This is a genomic window from Caryophanon tenue (assembly GCF_001700315.1).
Lineage (GTDB): Bacteria > Bacillota > Bacilli > Bacillales_A > Planococcaceae > Caryophanon > Caryophanon tenue.
The window spans coordinates 397,337-414,198 of the sequence record NZ_MASJ01000001.1; the positions used below are offsets into that span (position 1 = coordinate 397,337).

General features: G+C 41.0%; 16 protein-coding genes. 14 read left to right on the forward strand and 2 right to left on the reverse strand.

Annotated features, from left to right (window positions below; all coding sequences use genetic code 11):
* Positions 1 to 43 precede the first annotated feature (43 nt).
* The gene (locus A6M13_RS01850; RefSeq protein WP_066542406.1) at positions 44 to 490 is read right to left on the reverse strand and encodes a hypothetical protein; all 447 of its coding nucleotides are present in this window, start codon (positions 488 to 490) and stop codon (positions 44 to 46) included.
* Between the two features lie 402 nt (positions 491 to 892).
* On the opposite strand from A6M13_RS01850, the gene accB reads away from it, so the two are divergent.
* On the forward strand, positions 893 to 1,393 hold the full coding sequence (gene accB, locus A6M13_RS01855; RefSeq protein ID WP_066542407.1) for an acetyl-CoA carboxylase biotin carboxyl carrier protein: 501 nt from the start codon (positions 893 to 895) through the stop codon (positions 1,391 to 1,393).
* Positions 1,394 to 1,412: 19 nt separating this feature from the next.
* Positions 1,413 to 2,783: an acetyl-CoA carboxylase biotin carboxylase subunit gene (gene accC, locus A6M13_RS01860; protein WP_066542408.1), complete on the forward strand. Its 1,371-nt coding sequence runs from the start codon at positions 1,413 to 1,415 to the stop codon at positions 2,781 to 2,783.
* Positions 2,784 to 3,065: 282 nt separating this feature from the next.
* On the opposite strand, the gene A6M13_RS01865 is transcribed toward accC, so the two are convergent.
* Positions 3,066 to 4,223, reverse strand: coding sequence for a S8 family peptidase (locus A6M13_RS01865; RefSeq protein WP_083998158.1), 1,158 nt, complete (start codon positions 4,221 to 4,223; stop codon positions 3,066 to 3,068).
* A 132-nt stretch (positions 4,224 to 4,355) separates the two neighbouring features.
* On the opposite strand from A6M13_RS01865, the gene A6M13_RS01870 reads away from it, so the two are divergent.
* The 12 genes from A6M13_RS01870 (at position 4,356) to recN (ending at position 16,773) form a co-directional block, all read left to right on the forward strand.
* Positions 4,356 to 4,757 (forward strand): Asp23/Gls24 family envelope stress response protein, encoded by a 402-nt coding sequence (locus tag A6M13_RS01870; RefSeq protein ID WP_066542410.1) that lies wholly within the window; start codon positions 4,356 to 4,358, stop codon positions 4,755 to 4,757.
* 110 nt (positions 4,758 to 4,867) lie between these two features.
* Positions 4,868 to 6,487, forward strand: coding sequence for a glycerol-3-phosphate dehydrogenase/oxidase (locus A6M13_RS01875; RefSeq protein WP_066542411.1), 1,620 nt, complete (start codon positions 4,868 to 4,870; stop codon positions 6,485 to 6,487).
* 149 nt (positions 6,488 to 6,636) lie between these two features.
* A complete protein-coding gene (locus A6M13_RS01880) occupies positions 6,637 to 7,599 on the forward strand; it encodes a coiled-coil domain-containing protein (RefSeq protein WP_066542412.1) in 963 nt (320 codons plus the stop codon).
* A gap of 131 nt (positions 7,600 to 7,730) precedes the next feature.
* Positions 7,731 to 8,138 carry a transcription antitermination factor NusB gene (gene nusB / locus A6M13_RS01885; protein ID WP_066542413.1) on the forward strand — a complete coding sequence of 136 codons (408 nt, stop codon included), beginning with the start codon at positions 7,731 to 7,733 and terminating at the stop codon, positions 8,136 to 8,138.
* A 31-nt stretch (positions 8,139 to 8,169) separates the two neighbouring features.
* Entirely contained in the window at positions 8,170 to 9,024 is an 855-nt protein-coding gene (gene folD / locus A6M13_RS01890; RefSeq protein ID WP_066542414.1) for a bifunctional methylenetetrahydrofolate dehydrogenase/methenyltetrahydrofolate cyclohydrolase FolD, read from the forward strand.
* Between the two features lie 196 nt (positions 9,025 to 9,220).
* Complete coding sequence (xseA, locus tag A6M13_RS01895) at positions 9,221 to 10,567, forward strand: exodeoxyribonuclease VII large subunit (protein WP_066542415.1); 1,347 nt, start codon at positions 9,221 to 9,223, stop codon at positions 10,565 to 10,567.
* Positions 10,567 to 10,797: an exodeoxyribonuclease VII small subunit gene (locus A6M13_RS01900; RefSeq protein ID WP_066542416.1), complete on the forward strand. Its 231-nt coding sequence runs from the start codon at positions 10,567 to 10,569 to the stop codon at positions 10,795 to 10,797. The genes xseA and A6M13_RS01900 overlap by 1 nt, the downstream gene beginning before the upstream one ends.
* A gap of 6 nt (positions 10,798 to 10,803) precedes the next feature.
* A complete protein-coding gene (locus A6M13_RS01905) occupies positions 10,804 to 11,685 on the forward strand; it encodes a polyprenyl synthetase family protein (protein WP_066542651.1) in 882 nt (293 codons plus the stop codon).
* Positions 11,686 to 11,806: 121 nt separating this feature from the next.
* Positions 11,807 to 13,699 (forward strand): 1-deoxy-D-xylulose-5-phosphate synthase, encoded by a 1,893-nt coding sequence (dxs, locus tag A6M13_RS01910; protein WP_066542417.1) that lies wholly within the window; start codon positions 11,807 to 11,809, stop codon positions 13,697 to 13,699.
* A gap of 3 nt (positions 13,700 to 13,702) precedes the next feature.
* Positions 13,703 to 14,521, forward strand: a complete 819-nt coding sequence (locus A6M13_RS01915) for a TlyA family RNA methyltransferase (protein ID WP_066542418.1) — start codon at positions 13,703 to 13,705, stop codon at positions 14,519 to 14,521.
* A 100-nt stretch (positions 14,522 to 14,621) separates the two neighbouring features.
* The gene (gene ahrC, locus A6M13_RS01920; protein WP_066542419.1) at positions 14,622 to 15,071 is read left to right on the forward strand and encodes a transcriptional regulator AhrC/ArgR; all 450 of its coding nucleotides are present in this window, start codon (positions 14,622 to 14,624) and stop codon (positions 15,069 to 15,071) included.
* A 13-nt stretch (positions 15,072 to 15,084) separates the two neighbouring features.
* On the forward strand, positions 15,085 to 16,773 hold the full coding sequence (gene recN / locus A6M13_RS01925; RefSeq protein ID WP_066542653.1) for a DNA repair protein RecN: 1,689 nt from the start codon (positions 15,085 to 15,087) through the stop codon (positions 16,771 to 16,773).
* Positions 16,774 to 16,862 lie beyond the last annotated feature (89 nt).

Genomic DNA, 16,862 nt, shown 5'->3' on the forward strand with positions numbered 1-16,862 from the left:
AATAAAAAGCAATCCGAAGACATTGTCTTGGATTGCTTTTTATTTATTCTGTCCAAATATCAAACGGGATTTCTTCGTCGTTTTCATAAACCATGATTTTGTCATAAGCTTGTGCAAATGATAACTCATAAATCGTTTGCTCGATGTCGTCAGGCGTATCATCTTCTGTATGCGTTACACGAATATTTAAAATGTTTTCTGTATCGTCTAATGTAATATCAACAGTGCCAGGTGCATTTAAAATTAAATAACTCTCGGCATACATACTGTAAATAACCGATGCAAATGTTGTGTCCTCTGTCATATCTAATACAACTTGTACATCTTCATTTGGCTCCTCGACAACCGTCCATGTAAGCTCACCATTTACGCCTTCAGTTGTGCCTGTATCAGAAACCGTTGTGTCGGTTAATTGTTCTTTTGTGTCATCATCGCCACATGCTGCTAATAGAGCAACAAGGCTTAAAGATAGTAACCAGCGTTTTTTCATTTTGTTCATCCTCTCTAGCGGAATCGCTGTTATATAGTATAAAAGAAGAGTCGGCAAAGCACAAAAATTCTAACTCGCACATAAGCGAGTACTATGAGTATAGTTTGTGTGAATCAGTTGAAGTAACGGCTATATGTAAAAAGGGAAGTTGTTAGTACAACATGTATCAGTACAATTTAAAAGTTGTAGTTGTTGAAAGATGCTTTATGAAATCGTTTTCACGCTCGCTAGTATGTATTGGTACAATGCTGTTATATATCAGTCGAAATCATGTCCTTTATGTTTTTATCACTCTACTTTGTGTTGAGTTTTACTACAATTTCACATAACTATTTCAAATTTTGAGAAAACAATGTACAATTGAAAACGTAATCATTTTTCATTTATAAGGAGAGTTCGCACATGTTCAAAATTCAAGAAATTCGTGAAATCATCAAATTAGTAGATGCATCTTCAGTAGACGAGTTTGTGTACGAAGTTGAAGGGGCAAAATTAAAGGTTAAGAAAAATGGCGTAGCAGTTGAGGCTCCAGTAGCAGCACCGAAAGCAGCGGCACCTGCAGCGGTAGCAGCTCCAGCAGTGGAAGCACCAAAAGCACCAGAAGCTCCAAAGGCAGTGGAAGCAGCTCCAGCACCAAAAGCAGAAGTAGCAGCTGACGCAGAATTACATAAAGTAACATCTCCAATGGTAGGTACTTTCTACGCTGCTCCATCTCCAGATGCTCCAGCATACGTACAAGTTGGCGACAAAGTTGGTAACGAAACAATCGTATGTATCGTAGAAGCAATGAAGTTATTCAATGAAATCGAAGCAGAAATCGAAGGCGAAATCGTTGAAATTCTAGTAAAAGATGGCGAATTAGTAGAATTCGGTCAACCATTATTCCTAGTAAAAGCTAACTAATAAGGGAGTTGCGAGAAGCATGAAAAAGGTTTTAATTGCCAACCGCGGTGAAATTGCAGTACGTATTATTCGTGCTTGTAAAGAATTAGGAATCAAAACTGTAGCAGTATACTCGACAGCTGATGCAGATGCATTACACGTAAAATTAGCGGACGAAGCATATTGCATCGGACCACATTTATCAAAAGACTCATACTTAAGCTTCCCAGCAGTGCTTGGTGTAGCGCAAAAAACTGGTGCTGAAGGAATTCACCCAGGTTACGGTTTCTTAGCAGAAAACGCAGCGTTCGCAGAAGCATGTGAGAATGCAGGTATTAAATTTATCGGTCCATCATCTGATGCGATCAAAATCATGGGTATTAAAGACGTAGCGCGCGACACAATGGAAGCAGCTAACGTACCTTTAGTTCCAGGTACAGGTATTGTTCCTGATATCGAAACAGGTAAAGAGTGGGCAGCTAACATTGGCTACCCAGTAATCATTAAAGCAACAGCAGGCGGCGGCGGTAAAGGTATCCGTGTAGCACGTACTGAAGAAGATCTTGTAAAAGGCATCGAAATTACTCAAAAAGAAGCTGCGGCAGCTTTCGGTAACCCAGGTGTTTACTTAGAGAAATTCATCGAGTACTTCCGTCACTGTGAAATTCAAGTATTAGCAGACGGTCATGGCAATGTTGTTCACTTAGGTGAGCGTGATTGCACAGTGCAACGTCGTATGCAAAAGCTTGTTGAAGAAGCGCCATCTCCAGCATTATCTGAAGAGCGTCGTGCTGAAATGGGTGAAGCTGCAGTGAAAGCTGCAAAAGCTTGTAACTATGAAGGTGCGGGTACAATCGAGTTCATTTACGATTACCAAGCAGATAAATTCTACTTCATGGAAATGAACACACGTATTCAAGTAGAACACCCAGTAACAGAAATGATTACAGGTGTAGACCTTGTTCAACAACAATTAAAAATCGCATCTGGTGAGAAATTACCATTCGCACAAGAAGATATTAAAATTAACGGTTGGGCAATTGAGTGCCGTATCAACGCTGAAAATGCATACAAAAACTTCATGCCTTCAGCAGGTACAGTAGCAACTTATGTAGCACCAGGTGGTTATGGCGTTCGTATCGATTCAGCTGTATACCCAGGTTACACAATCCCACCATATTACGATTCAATGGTAGCGAAACTAATCGTGCATGCAGATACACGTGAAGAAGCAATCGCGAAAATGGATCGTGCATTATCAGAGTTCGATATCGCAGGACCTGGCATCAACACGACGATTCCATTCCACCAAGCGTTAATGAACAACGATGTGTTCAAATCAGCGAAATTCAACACGAAATTCCTTGAAGAGAACGACATTTTAAACACGAAAAAACCAGAGAATGTTTAATCGTCTTTAAATAAAAAATTCAGATTTTTTACCTCTTAACGTGTATTTGTTAGGAGGTTTTTTGTATAACATAAAAGCCATCCAGCGATTTTCGAGCGTGGATGGCTTTTTCGATAAGCTCCTTTTAGTTAACAGGTGAATGGAATTTTACCGGTTGATAGACTGCTTCTGTTAAACGTAAATCATTAACAGAATGCAATGATCGGTCAATCTTTAACCAATAAATTTCATCGGTCTGTATAGCATCAAGTGGTGTAATATGTAAGGTGTTATCAATAATATCTACAGATATGTTGATTTTTTTATGCCATTATAAAGTGTTACTGTGTTATATGGTAACGTCTTAAGTGATTGCGAGAATGTTACGTGAACTGTATTTGATGTTACATGGATAATATCACGTGTTACAGAACGAATATATTGTAACGCTTCTTTACCTTGTATAAAGCCGTAACCGGTTTCGTTATCATAACCTTTTGTGTGAAGGTCACGTGCAGTCACTTCGATTGCTTCCTTTAATAATACGGGTGACAACTGTGTATATTGTTGCATCATTGCAAGTGTTCCGGCAACAAACGGGGCGGCAAATGATGTGCCATTTGCATAGCGTGTTAAATAGTCGTTACGTATAAGTAACATATTAGTACCTGGTGCGACAACGCTGACACGGTCATTATACGTTGAAAAAGATGCACGTTGTAGTTTTTCTGTTACAGCTCCAACAGAAATAACACCGTCATACCCAGCAGGATATTCGATACGGTTACGTCCATCGCCTCCATTTCCAGCAGCTGCGACAATCGTGATACCAGCAGCAAGTGCTTGTTCAATAGCATGTTGTTCGGCGGTTTGTTTTCCTGGGCCACCTAAACTTAAATTAATAATATCCGCACCATTTTCAATGGCATAATTAATACCACGGACAATATTAGATGTCGGAAGCGCGCCGTTACGGTCTGCTTTAATAAGCATTAAATTTGTAGGTGCTTCGTGCATAGCGATCATTGCGGCTGTAGCCACTAATGTACCATGCTCTCGACCGCGTATATCGGGAATGTCGGTTGTATTCGTTTCAACATTATAGGTTGATGTAATATATTTGGATAACCAAGGATTCGTACTGGAAAAACCAGTGTCGATGATGGCTAAAGTCAGAGTGGCAAGTTGGGGATAGGACGGCTGTTGTAAATGATATTGAAAAGGCCAATCTTGTGTAATGGCAGGTACTTGAGCGTCCTTTAAATAATGAAATTCGCGGGGCGGATCTTCGTGTGGTACTGCATTTTGACAAGCAGATGCAATGGTTATATCTACGGCTTCTAAATATTCGATGTCATTACAATGGGGAGCTTCGTGCTCACCGATAAAAATATGTTCCTGTGCATAGCTTGTTGTCGTAAAGCTGATGCAAAAAAGAAGTGTAATCAAAAATCTCTTCATGACTGACTGCTACCCTCGTTCTATTTGGAATGTGAAATTAGTCGCATTCATTGAAAGGAAGTGGTTTTCACTCAATAAATTGACCGTTTTATAGTATACTACAAATAATGCAAATAGAAAGGATGAATTTATATGGCTGAAAAGCTTCCACAATCTTTCAAACAACCAACACCAGTAGGGAAAGAAGAACTAGGGCAAATTGAAGTAGCTCCTGAAGTAATTGAAGTAATCGCTGGAATTGCTGTTACTGAAGTTGAGGGTGTAGCTGCAACGCGTGGTAACTTTGCATCAGGTGTTGTTGAACGCTTTGGTAAAAAGGTACATAGCAAAGGTGTTAAGACGAATATTTCAGAAGATGGTAAAATTATTGTCGATGTGTACTGCACAGTGAAATACGGCGCAACAATTCCAAAAGTGGCAAAGGAAATTCAAACGAATATTCGTCAAACGATTTTTAATATGACAGCAATTGAAACTGCCGAAGTAAATGTTCACATTACGGGTATTCAATTTGACCAAGAAGACGTAAAATAAAAAAACGCTTGTTGCCATTTGGTAACAGGCGTTTTTTTATTGGAACTGTTTAATGGCGCTAAAAAAGGGAACAAAAAGGAAGAACGATAACGATGGGAGGAAGTGAGCCAATGTTTTCGAATAAAGAACGAACACACTATTTACAAACGATGCATGAGGAGCTTTACGATTTAGTTATTATTGGAGGTGGTATTACAGGTGTGGGCGTGGCACTTGACGCTGTCACACGCGGATTAAAGGTGGCATTAGTTGAGATGCAAGACTTTGCAGAGGGAACGTCAAGCCGCTCGACAAAGCTTGTACATGGCGGTTTACGTTATTTAAAACAGGCGCAAGTAAAGGAAGTAGCAGAGCTTGGTCGAGAACGTGCGATTGTGTATGAAAATGCGCCGCATGTGACGACGCCTTTATGGATGTTATTGCCTTTTTATGAAGGTGGTACATTCCAAAAGACGACAACAGCGCTTGGCCTAACAGTTTATGATTTGCTCGCTGGTGTTAAACGTTCAGAGCGCCGTACGATGTTGTCAAAGGAAGATGTGCTAACACGTGTGCCGATGCTACGTGAACAAGGTTTATTAGGCGGTGGAATGTATGTGGAATACCGTACGGATGATGCACGCCTAACGATTGAAGTCGCAAAAGCGGCAGCAGAGCGCGGAGCAAAACTAATAAACTATGCGAAAGCTGTAAGAATCGACGAGAGAAATGTAGCGTTTACGTCGGTATATGTTCAGGACACATTACATGGCAATGAATATCAGCTAAAGGCGAAAAGTGTGGTCAATGCAGCTGGTCCGTGGGTAGATGAAGTGCGTCAACTTGTAGAGCCGGTTGAAGGAAAACATTTAGTGCTAACAAAAGGGGTACATATTGTTGTAAGCCACGATGCGTTTCCACTTGACCAACCGGTGTATTTTGACAATGCAGATGGTCGTATGATTTTTGCGATTCCGCGTGAAGGAAAAGTGTATATTGGCACAACTGATACGTTTTACGAAGAAGCAGCCGAGCGTGTGCAAGCAACGGATGAAGATGTGATGTATTTATTGCAAGCAGTTGCGTATATGTTCCCAAGTGTTGGTTTGACAAAAGACCAAATTGAATCGACATGGGCAGGTGTGCGCCCGCTCGTCCATAAAGAAGGGAAAGACCCATCTGAAATTTCTCGTAAAGATGAAATTTGGCATACAGGTCAGCGTGTCATTACCATTGCAGGTGGGAAACTTACAGGTTACCGTAAAATGGCGCAAAGTGTTGTCGATGAAGTCGTGAAGTCGATGCATTTAACGGCAGGAAAATGTATCACGAAACATTTACCGTTATCAGGCGGCGATTTAAATGGCTCGAAGTTTTTTGAGCAATATGTAGATACATGGACGAAGCGTGGTGTAACGCATGGGTTTACAGAGGAAGAAAGCGAAGCGCTTGTCAGATGGTACGGCACAAATGTTGCGCAAGTGATGTCGTATGAGCACGAGACGAGTGATTTACCAGCACCTTTATACGCATCGTTACGTTATAGTATTGATTATGAAATGGCGGCGACACCAGTAGATTTCTTTGTGCGACGTCGTGGAATGATTTATTTTGATATTGCGTCAGTCGAGCGTTACGCATCAGCTGTTATGGATGTGATGGCTGAGCAACTGTCTTATTCAGATGAAGAACGCAGTCGCTATACGCAACAATTAGAGCAAGCAATAGCTGAAGCGAAGGTATATGAGTAGACGTAAGTTGTCTGTCGTGATGGTCGTGATGTGGAAGAGTGTCCGAAAGTGGTTTCTCGGACGCTCTTTTCTTGCGGGTGAATATGAAACATTTTAGCGTACTAAACCGTATACAAAAGGAATGGGATACGGAATAGGAGATGTTTTTTATGACAACGTGGCAACAGCTTAATGAACAAGAGCAACAATATCGCTTGCAGTTAAAAGATGCTAAAAAGAAAAAACAATTATTCGAAACGTTAGAACGACAATATCAGCACGCACAGCAAGATGCAGAGAAGTTAGTGGTACAAATACGCCAGCATGAAGAGGATTTAACAAGGCTAGATAGCGTATCATTTCGCAATTGGCTACGACAATGGAGCGGGAAATTAGACGGGCTAAAAAAGCAGCAGGAAGACCGTTTAGCGGTACTCGACATTCATCGCCGTCAGTTAATGATGTCGATTCAGCAATTTGAAGAAGAATTGACCGAGCTTGTGGTGGCACTTGATGAACTTGATGTTGAAGCAATTGAAGCACGTCTAACGCTTGTGAAGCTACAAAAGAAAATGTATATTGAACAGCATAAACCAGCCATTTATGAAAAGTTAATGCAGTATGAAGAAGCGGAAAGCTATTACAAGCAAATGCAAAAGGAATTGCGAGAAGCGATTCGTGCTGGAGAAAAGGCGTTACAAGCATTAGTGGATGTAGCGCAATATTTAGGGAAGACGAAGGATTATTCAGCAGTCGATATGTTAACGAGTGGCAGCTTAGTCGCGACTTATTTAAAATATGACGCAATTGATGAGGCAAATTTATATATTGTCAATGCACAGCAACGCATTCAGCAGTTTTATAATGAATTACAAGATGTGGCGGAGCTTGAGACGACATCTTTTCAAATTGAACCAGATGGCTTAATTCGCTTTGCAGATTATTTCTTCGATGACATTTTTTCAGCGCTTACGATCCACCAAACAATTAAAAATAGTGCGGGTAAAGTGATACAAGCAAAGCAGGACATTATCCAAACATTGCAAAAGTTAACAGAAAAACAAGGCGAAGTGAATGATCAATTACAGGATATTGCCGCTAAGGAACAGCAATTACTTCACTCAAATATGTAGTGTTGCCACTTCATTGACACATATTTTTAATGAAATAAAACTGACTTTTCGAAATTTGCAAGTGCGCACTGTTAATATACAAAAAATGTGCTATGATAAAAACTAATGTTAATTAGATAGGAGAGTTTTCCATGAAACGACATGAAGCGCGACAAAAAGCGTTACAAGCATTGTTTCAGCTAGACAACACGGAATTAACACTTGAAGAAGCAATGGACCACGCGCTAGAGCGTTCTTTTGAAGAAGAACAAGCAACGGCGTATAATTCATTTTTCGAGCAATTAGTTCGTGGAACAACTGAACATAAAGAAGCAATTGATGAGCTATTAACGGCCAACCTTGAAAACTGGTCATTAAGCCGCTTACCTAAGATTGAACGTACGGTATTACGACTTGCTGTTTATGAATTACGATTTTCACAAGACGCCCCACATGGTGTAGTGTTAAACGAAGCGATTGAGCTTTCGAAAACATTCGGCGACGAAAAATCAAGTAAATTCGTAAATGGCGTGCTTTCTAAATTTATTGAAACTAAATAGTTGGGAATAGTTGGAAGGGGTAACATCTGAAATGTCAAGTGCAATTATTAATGGTAAAGAAATTGGTCAACAAATTCGCGAAGCGGTAGCGCAGCGCGTAGAGGCTTTAACAGCAAAAGGTTTAACACCAGGACTAGCGGTAGTGCTAGTGGGTGATAATCCAGCATCAAAAACATACGTTGCGAACAAGCAAAAGTCATGTGAAGCAATTGGTGTTTTCTCAGAGTTAATCAAGCTAGACGAAGCAACAACGCAAGAAGCGTTGTTAGCAGAAATTGCAACATTAAATGAACGTGATGATATTCACGGGATTTTAGTACAATTACCACTACCGAAGCATATTGATGAGGATGCAGTTATTGCTGCAATTGACCCATCAAAAGACGTGGATGGCTTTAGTCCAATTAGCGTCGGGAGAATGATGCTTGGGCAAGAAACATTTTTACCTTGTACACCTTTTGGCGTGATGAAATTACTTGAGCATTCAGGTATTGAAGTTGCAGGCAAACATGCTGTAATCGTAGGACGTAGCCATATCGTTGGGAAACCAATGGGGCAACTACTATTACAAAAAGATGCCACAGTGACGTACACGCACTCGAAGACAAAGGATTTACCATGCTATACGAAGCAAGCGGATATTATTATCGCAGCGGTAGGTCGCCCAAACTTTATTACAGCTGAGCACGTAAAAGAAGGTGCGGTTGTAATTGATGTGGGCATTAACCGTGATGAACATAATAAGCTTGTTGGTGATGTGGATTTTGCAAGCGTTGATGGCATTGCATCACACATTACTCCAGTGCCAGGTGGCGTTGGTCCGATGACAATTACGATGTTACTTTACAATACAGTTCAATCAGCTGAACAGAAGCTGAATCAATAATCACATATTTCATACAAGTTGCCACGTTGCAACGAACGCCCGCTGATAATGGTTGCTGCATGTTTGGCGACGATGGAACGCGACGATAAACAGTCTATGGAAAAAAGAGTTGCGCTAAAGGTATGTTACTTTTAGCACAACTCTTTTCTTTTTTGTATTATAATAGAATAGGCAAAAGAGCGAGGAGGCAAAAACGATGTCAACGACGTATTTGACGGTGCAAGCGTTAACGAAATATATTAAATATAAATTCGATGCCGATCCGCATTTAAAAGATGTATATGTCAAAGGGGAGCTCTCGAATGTGAAAATACATACTTCCGGACATATTTATTTTACGTTAAAAGATGCACATGCCCGCGTACAAGCTGCGATGTTCCGCTCGCAAGCAGGTCAGCTGAAATTTCGACCTGAAGAGGGCATGCAAGTATTTATTCGCGGTGAAGTGAATGTTTATGAGGCGATGGGCAATTATCAATTATATGTACAAACGATGGAGCCTGATGGAATTGGAGGCTTATTTTTAGCGTTTAATCAGCTAAAAGAACAGCTTGAAAAAGAAGGTTTATTTGAGCGCAGATGGAAACAACCAATTCCACACTTCCCTGAAACAGTAGGCGTTATTACGGCGACAACCGGAGCAGCAGTGCGTGATATTTGTTCAACGATTCAGCGCCGCTACCCGAAAACGAAAATTCGTATTTATGAAACACTTGTGCAGGGGAAAGGTGCAGCCGCATCTGTTGCTAGTAATATCGAAATGGCGAATTTAGAAGCGCAGTGTGATGTGTTAATTGTTGGGCGTGGTGGAGGCTCGATTGAAGATTTATGGGCATTTAATGAAGAAGTGGTTGCGCGTGCCATCTTTTCTAGTCGTATTCCGATTATTTCAGCTGTTGGACATGAGACCGATACAACGATTGCAGATTTTGTTGCGGATTTACGCGCACCGACCCCAACCGCGGCGGCAGAACTCGCTGTGCCGCATGAACGTGATGTTGTGCACACGATTTTAACAAGGCAAGCACAAATTCACCAAATGATTTCAGCGCGGTTAACGCATGAACGAGCGCGTTTAGACCGCTTAGCACAGTCGTACCCTTTGGCGCAGCCTGAACGGTTATATCGTCCGTTTATGGAGCGTTTAATTCGTGCAGAACAGCTATTACAACAGCAGTTGGATATGTCTCTGATGAAGAAAAAGCAACAATTTATTCAGCTCGACAGTCGCTTACAGCAACAAGCGCCACAACAGCGTTTAACAGCTGAAAAGCGCCGTTTAGTACAAGTAGAAGCACAGTTACAACGCGTATTACAAACGATATTGCATGATAAACAACAACAATTTACAACGCAAATACGTACACTGGAAGCATTGAATCCGCTCCAAATTTTATCCCGTGGCTATGCGGCGGTATATGATGAACAGTCCAATATTGTCACATCGGTGAGCGATGTATCACACAATCAGCCAATTCAAGTGGCGATGAAAGATGGTACATTATATGCGACCGTTGAACAAATTAAGCAGGAGGAAAGATAATGGCAAAAGATGCGATGACATTTGAAGAGTCGATGCAACAGTTAGAAGAAATTGTACGTCAGTTAGAGCAAGGCAATGTCCCACTTGAGCAGGCGATTGATTTATATAAGCGTGGTATGACACTTTCCAAGAGCTGTCATGATACACTACAACATGCAGAGCAACAATTAATAACAATTGTTGATCGAAATGGTAATGAGATGACACTTGATCAGGTGAAGGGAGAATAATACATGATGGAACAGCAGTTACAACAATTTATTGCGACATATACACCACAAATTGAGGCAGCGATGGCGCAAGAAATTACACGTTTATCAGGACCGGCTTCATTGAAGGAGTCGATGCAATATTCACTAGATGCAGGGGGGAAACGCATTCGACCACTTTACGTTCTAGCGGTGCTAAACATGTTTGAACAAGAGCTGACAAAAGGATTGCCAGTAGCTGCTGCAATTGAAATGATGCATACGTATTCATTAATTCATGATGATTTACCATGTATGGATGATGACGATTTCCGTCGTGGTAAGCCGACGAATCATAAAGTATTTGGCGAAGATGTTGCAGTATTAGCAGGAGATGCGTTAAACTCATTATGTTTTGGATTATTAGTACGTACCGATGTATCTGCGGAACAAAAGGTAGCATTAGTGGAGCTATTAAGTGAAACAGCAGGAGCAAACGGCATGGTCGGCGGTCAAGTTTTAGATATGGAAGGCGAAAAGCGTTTGTTAAATTTACAAGAGCTTGAGCAAGTACATATTAATAAAACAGGCGCATTACTACGTTTTAGTATTGAATCGGGTGCAATTCTTGCAGGAGCGGATGCGGCGACACGACAAGCGCTTATTACGTATGCGCACCATATCGGCTTAGCGTTCCAAATCCAAGATGATATTTTAGATATTGAAGGAACAACGGAACAGCTAGGTAAAACAGCGGGTAAAGATGTAGCGAGCGAAAAAAGCACGTATCCGGCATTGTTAACATTAGACGGAGCGAAAGAAAAATTAAACGAGCATTATGAGCTAGCATTAGCAGCATTAGCACAACTTACTGTTGATACTACGCTATTGCAACAATTTGCTGCGTATATCGTCAACCGTAATAAATAGCTATCTGTTGTATAGCACATAATAATTTGATAGGTGAAAAACTTTTAGTATGCGATTATCACTGCTATAATAGGGGAAACAGCAACTATAAAGGAATTCCAAAGTAAAGGTGTGTGAAGAGATGGATTTAACAACAATTACTAGTCCATCCTTTTTGAAAGAGTTAAATCATGAGCAGTTGAAATCACTTGCACAAGATGTACGTAAGTTTTTAATTGAAAAATGCTCTGTAACAGGCGGGCATATCGGTCCGAATTTAGGTGTGGTGGAGTTAACGATTGCGCTACACAAAATTTTCGATAGCCCGACAGATAAGTTTTTATGGGATGTAGGCCATCAAGCTTACGTACACAAAATTTTAACAGGTCGTGCATCGCAATTTGATACACTGCGCCAGTATAAAGGTTTATGTGGCTTCCCGAAACTTATCGAGAGTGAACATGATGAGTGGGAAACTGGACACAGCTCGACGTCATTATCAGCAGCTATGGGGATGGCAGCTGCACGTGATATCAAAAAGGAATCGAATTATGTAGTACCAATTATTGGGGACGGCGCGCTTACCGGGGGGATGGCGCTGGAGGCTTTAAACCATATTGGTCATGAAAAAACGAATATGATTGTCATTTTAAATGATAACGAAATGTCAATTGCCCCGAATGTTGGCGCGTTACATGGTGTGTTAGGTCGTTTACGCACATCTCGCGACTACTCAAAAGCAAAAGAAGAATTAGAATCATTAATGCAAAAAATTCCGCTTGTTGGTGGGAAACTTGCCTCAACAGCGGAGCGTGTAAAAGATTCTTTAAAATATTTAGTTGTGTCAGGTGTATTCTTTGAAGAGATGGGCTTTAAATATTTAGGGCCGATTGATGGACATGACTTTGAAGCACTAGAACATCATCTAGAATATGCGAAAAAAGTAAAAGGACCTGTATTAGTACACGTCTTAACGAAAAAAGGTAAAGGTTACAAGCCAGCAGAAGAGGATACAATCGGTAACTGGCATGGAACGGGCCCATACAAAATCGAAACCGGTGATTTTGTGAAGTCCGCTGCAAAAGGTCCAGGTTGGTCAGCGTTAATTGCTGAAACGGTGCGCAAGGAAATGGCACATGACAACCGTATCGCAGTCATTACACCGGCCATGCCTGTCGGGTCAAAATTAGAGGGCATTCGCCAAGATTACCCGCATCGTTTTTATGATGTCGGCATTGCTGAGCAACACGCAGCGACAATGGCAGCTGGGCTTGCAACACAAAAAATGAAGCCGTTTTTATCAATCTATTCGACGTTTTTACAACGTGCATACGACCAAGTACTGCATGATATTGCACGTCCAAACTTAAATGTCATTATCGGCATCGATCGCGCTGGTTTAGTTGGTGCGGATGGTGAAACACATCAAGGTGTGTTTGATATTTCATTCTTACGTCATATGCCAAACATGGTCATTATGATGCCAAAAGATGAAAATGAAGGACAACATATGGTGAAGACAGCAATTGATTACGATGGTGGTCCGATTGCGCTACGTTATCCACGTGGTAACGGCTATGGTGTACCGATGGACGCGACATTACAGCCATTACCAATTGGTAGCTGGGAAGTGCTACGCGCAGGAAAAGACGCAGCGATTTTAACATTTGGTACGACGATTCCAATGGCATTAGCAGCAGCGGAAGCATTAGCCGAAAAAGGTATTGATGTAGAAGTTGTGAATGCGCGCTTTATTAAGCCAATGGACGAAGCGATGTTACGTGAGCTAGCAGCACGTAAATTACCGTTACTAACAATTGAAGAGTCTGTACTACAAGGTGGATTTGGTAGTGCAGTACTTGAATTTATGAATGATGAAAAGTTACATGTGACGATAGAGCGTATGGGTATTCCAGACCAATTTATCGAGCATGGTGATGTGCCGGAGTTACTTGCAGAAATCAACGTAACAGCAGATGAGGCAGTACGTCGCATCGAGGCGTTAGTGAATAATACAGAAAAAGTAGGGCAGTAATACATGACAAAAACTCCGAAAGAGCGCGTAGACATTATGCTTGTAGAACGTGGCTTATGTGAAACACGTGAAAAAGCAAAACGCGCCATTATGGCAGGTTTAGTCTTTACAAATGAAGTGCGTATTGATAAAGCCGGGGAAAAAATCCCGGCTGACGCACCGCTTCAAGTAAAAGGCTCACAGCTAAAGTATGTAAGTCGTGGTGGCTTAAAATTAGAAAAAGCATTAGACATCTTTGATATGACTGTAGACGGCAAATTAATGCTAGATATCGGTTCATCAACAGGTGGTTTTACCGATTGTGCGCTTCAAAACGGCGCGCGTCATTGTTATGCACTAGATGTCGGCTCTAACCAGCTTGCATGGAAAATTCGTTCTGATGAGCGTGTAACAGTGATGGAAAAAACAAATTTCCGTTATACAAAGCCAGAAGATTTAGTGGAAGGTTTACCAGAGTTTGCGACAATCGATGTGTCATTTATTTCGTTATCACTCATTTTACCGGTATTAAAGACATTATTAGTACCAGGTGGCGATGTGATGGCGCTTGTAAAGCCGCAATTCGAAGCAGGAAAAGAAAATGTTGGGAAAAAAGGCATTGTACGTGAACCGAAAGTGCATTTAGCGGTACTTGAAGAAACAGCTAAAATGGCAGAAGGTCTTGGCTTTGTCGTGAAGGACGCCTCATTCTCCCCAATTACTGGTGGAGAAGGAAATATTGAATTTTTATTCCATTTAGTGAATCCACATGAGGGACAACATGTAGAATCTTATACAGATTTTGCAGGGCTAGTAAATGCTGCTCATAGTGAACTGAAATGACACGAGCTCGGTCTTTGAGCCGTGTTTTTTCTTGTGCTTTTTCAGAAATGGTGGTAGTGTAAATATACAATACTTTAATTATTTATAAGAGGTGGATTGCATGAATAAAGGCCAACGACATATTCGTATTCGAGACATTATTGCAAAAAATGATATTGAAACACAGGATGATTTAGTGTTTCAATTAAAAGCAGCAGGGTACAATGTTACACAAGCAACAGTATCACGCGACATTAAGGAATTACATTTAGTGAAGGTTCCATTAGCAGATGGACGCTATAAATATAGCTTACCTGCGGACCAACGTTTTAACCCGATTCAAAAATTACATCGTGCATTAGCAGATGCATTTATTTCAATTGATGGTGCATCACACTTTTTAGTGATGAAGGCGATTCCAGGAAATGCGAATGCGATTGCAGCGTTGATTGACCAATTGGATTGGGACGAAATTTTAGGGACAATTTCAGGCGATGATACGATTTTAATTATGTGTCGCTCAGAGGAAAATCGAGAGGCGATTAAAAACCGATTACTAGAAATGCTATAAAGGATGGATGGATGTGCTGAGAGAGCTAAGTATACGCAACTTTGCCATTATTGATGATTTAACGGTTAGCTTTGCTGAAGGATTGACAGTATTAACAGGTGAAACAGGTGCAGGGAAATCAATTATTATTGATGCTGTCCATTTAATTGCAGGAGGACGTGGCTCTGCGGAGTTTATTCGTCATGGAGAAAAAAAAGCGGAGTTAGAAGGCTTATTCCAAATTCATGCAACAGAGCACCCGATTTACAATAAACTGGAAGAGTTCGGAATTGAGGCGGAAGAAGGCACGATTATTTTACGCCGTGATTTAAACAGCAATGGCAAAAGCGTTTGTCGTGTTAATGGTAAGCTTGTCCCACTGGCAATATTACGTGAGATTGGCGGCAGTTTAATCGATATTCATGGCCAACATGAAAACCAAGAACTGATGGATGAGAAATTTCATATTAACTTATTAGACCATTTCGCGCACGATGCAATTGCTCAGAAAAAACAAGTGTATGCAGAGCGTTTTGTTGCTTATCGCGAGTTGAAGCGAGAAGCGGCAGAACTAGCGATGGATGAACAGCGCATTGCACAGCGCATCGATTTATACCAGTTTCAAATTAAAGAGCTTGAAGAAGCCAACTTGCAACCAGATGAAGAAGATGAGTTGCTAGATGAACGAAAACGTCTGTCAAACTTCCACAAAATATTCGAGCGTACGAATATTGCGTATGAAGCCATTTTAGGTGAGCAAAAAGGATTGGACTGGATTGGCGATGCGATGTCAGCGTTAGAAGATGTCGCCCAGCTTGACCAGCAATTTAGTGAATCATCAGAAGCGGTGTCTTCTGCTTTTTATGCATTGCAAGATGCTGCGTATCAAGTAAAAGATGCACTGGATATGCTAGAGTTTGACCCGGAGCGTTTAAACGAAGTGGAGCAGCGTTTAGCACTGATTCAATCATTAAAACGCAAATACGGCTCGACGATTGAAGAAATTTTAGCGTACTATGCGAAAATTGATGCAGAACTGCAAGTGCTATTAAACCGCGACGAAATGATTCAAAAAAATGATGTTCGTCTAGAAAAAATGGAAAAAGAATTACGTGTGTTAGCCGCTGAAATGACTGTGATTCGTGAGCAGCAAGGTGAATTGTTAGCGCAGTCGATTATGCAACAGCTTCGTGCATTGCATATGGAAAAAGCCCAATTTATCGTGAAATTTTTACCGCAGGAGACGCTCGATAGTAATGGGCAAGACTATGTGGCATTTTATATTTCAACGAATGTTGGAGAACCACCAAAATCATTACCCAAAGTAGCATCCGGCGGCGAATTATCACGTATGATGCTAGCATTAAAAACCATTTTTTCATCTACAACAGGCATTACATCGATTATTTTTGATGAGGTTGATACAGGGGTAAGTGGTCGTGTTGCACAAGCGATTGCTGAAAAGATTGCAGCGATTTCGCGCGGCTCACAAGTACTCTGTATTTCACACCTTCCACAAGTTGCAGCGATGGCAGACCATCATTACTTTATTAAAAAGCAAGTTGAAAAAAATCGCACCTTTACAACGTTAACTGAAATTGTTGGACAAGAGCGTACGGAAGAGCTGTCACGTATGATGTCAGGTACAGAGATTACGGACTTAACATTACAACATGCAAATGAGCTGTTACGAATGGCAGCGGAACGAAAACAACAAATGTAAAACAAGATGTTTAGTGCTGAAAATTTAGCGCTAAACGTCTTTTTCATGTCTTTTTTTCGAAGAGGTATGTTTTACGAAAAAAATGTGAC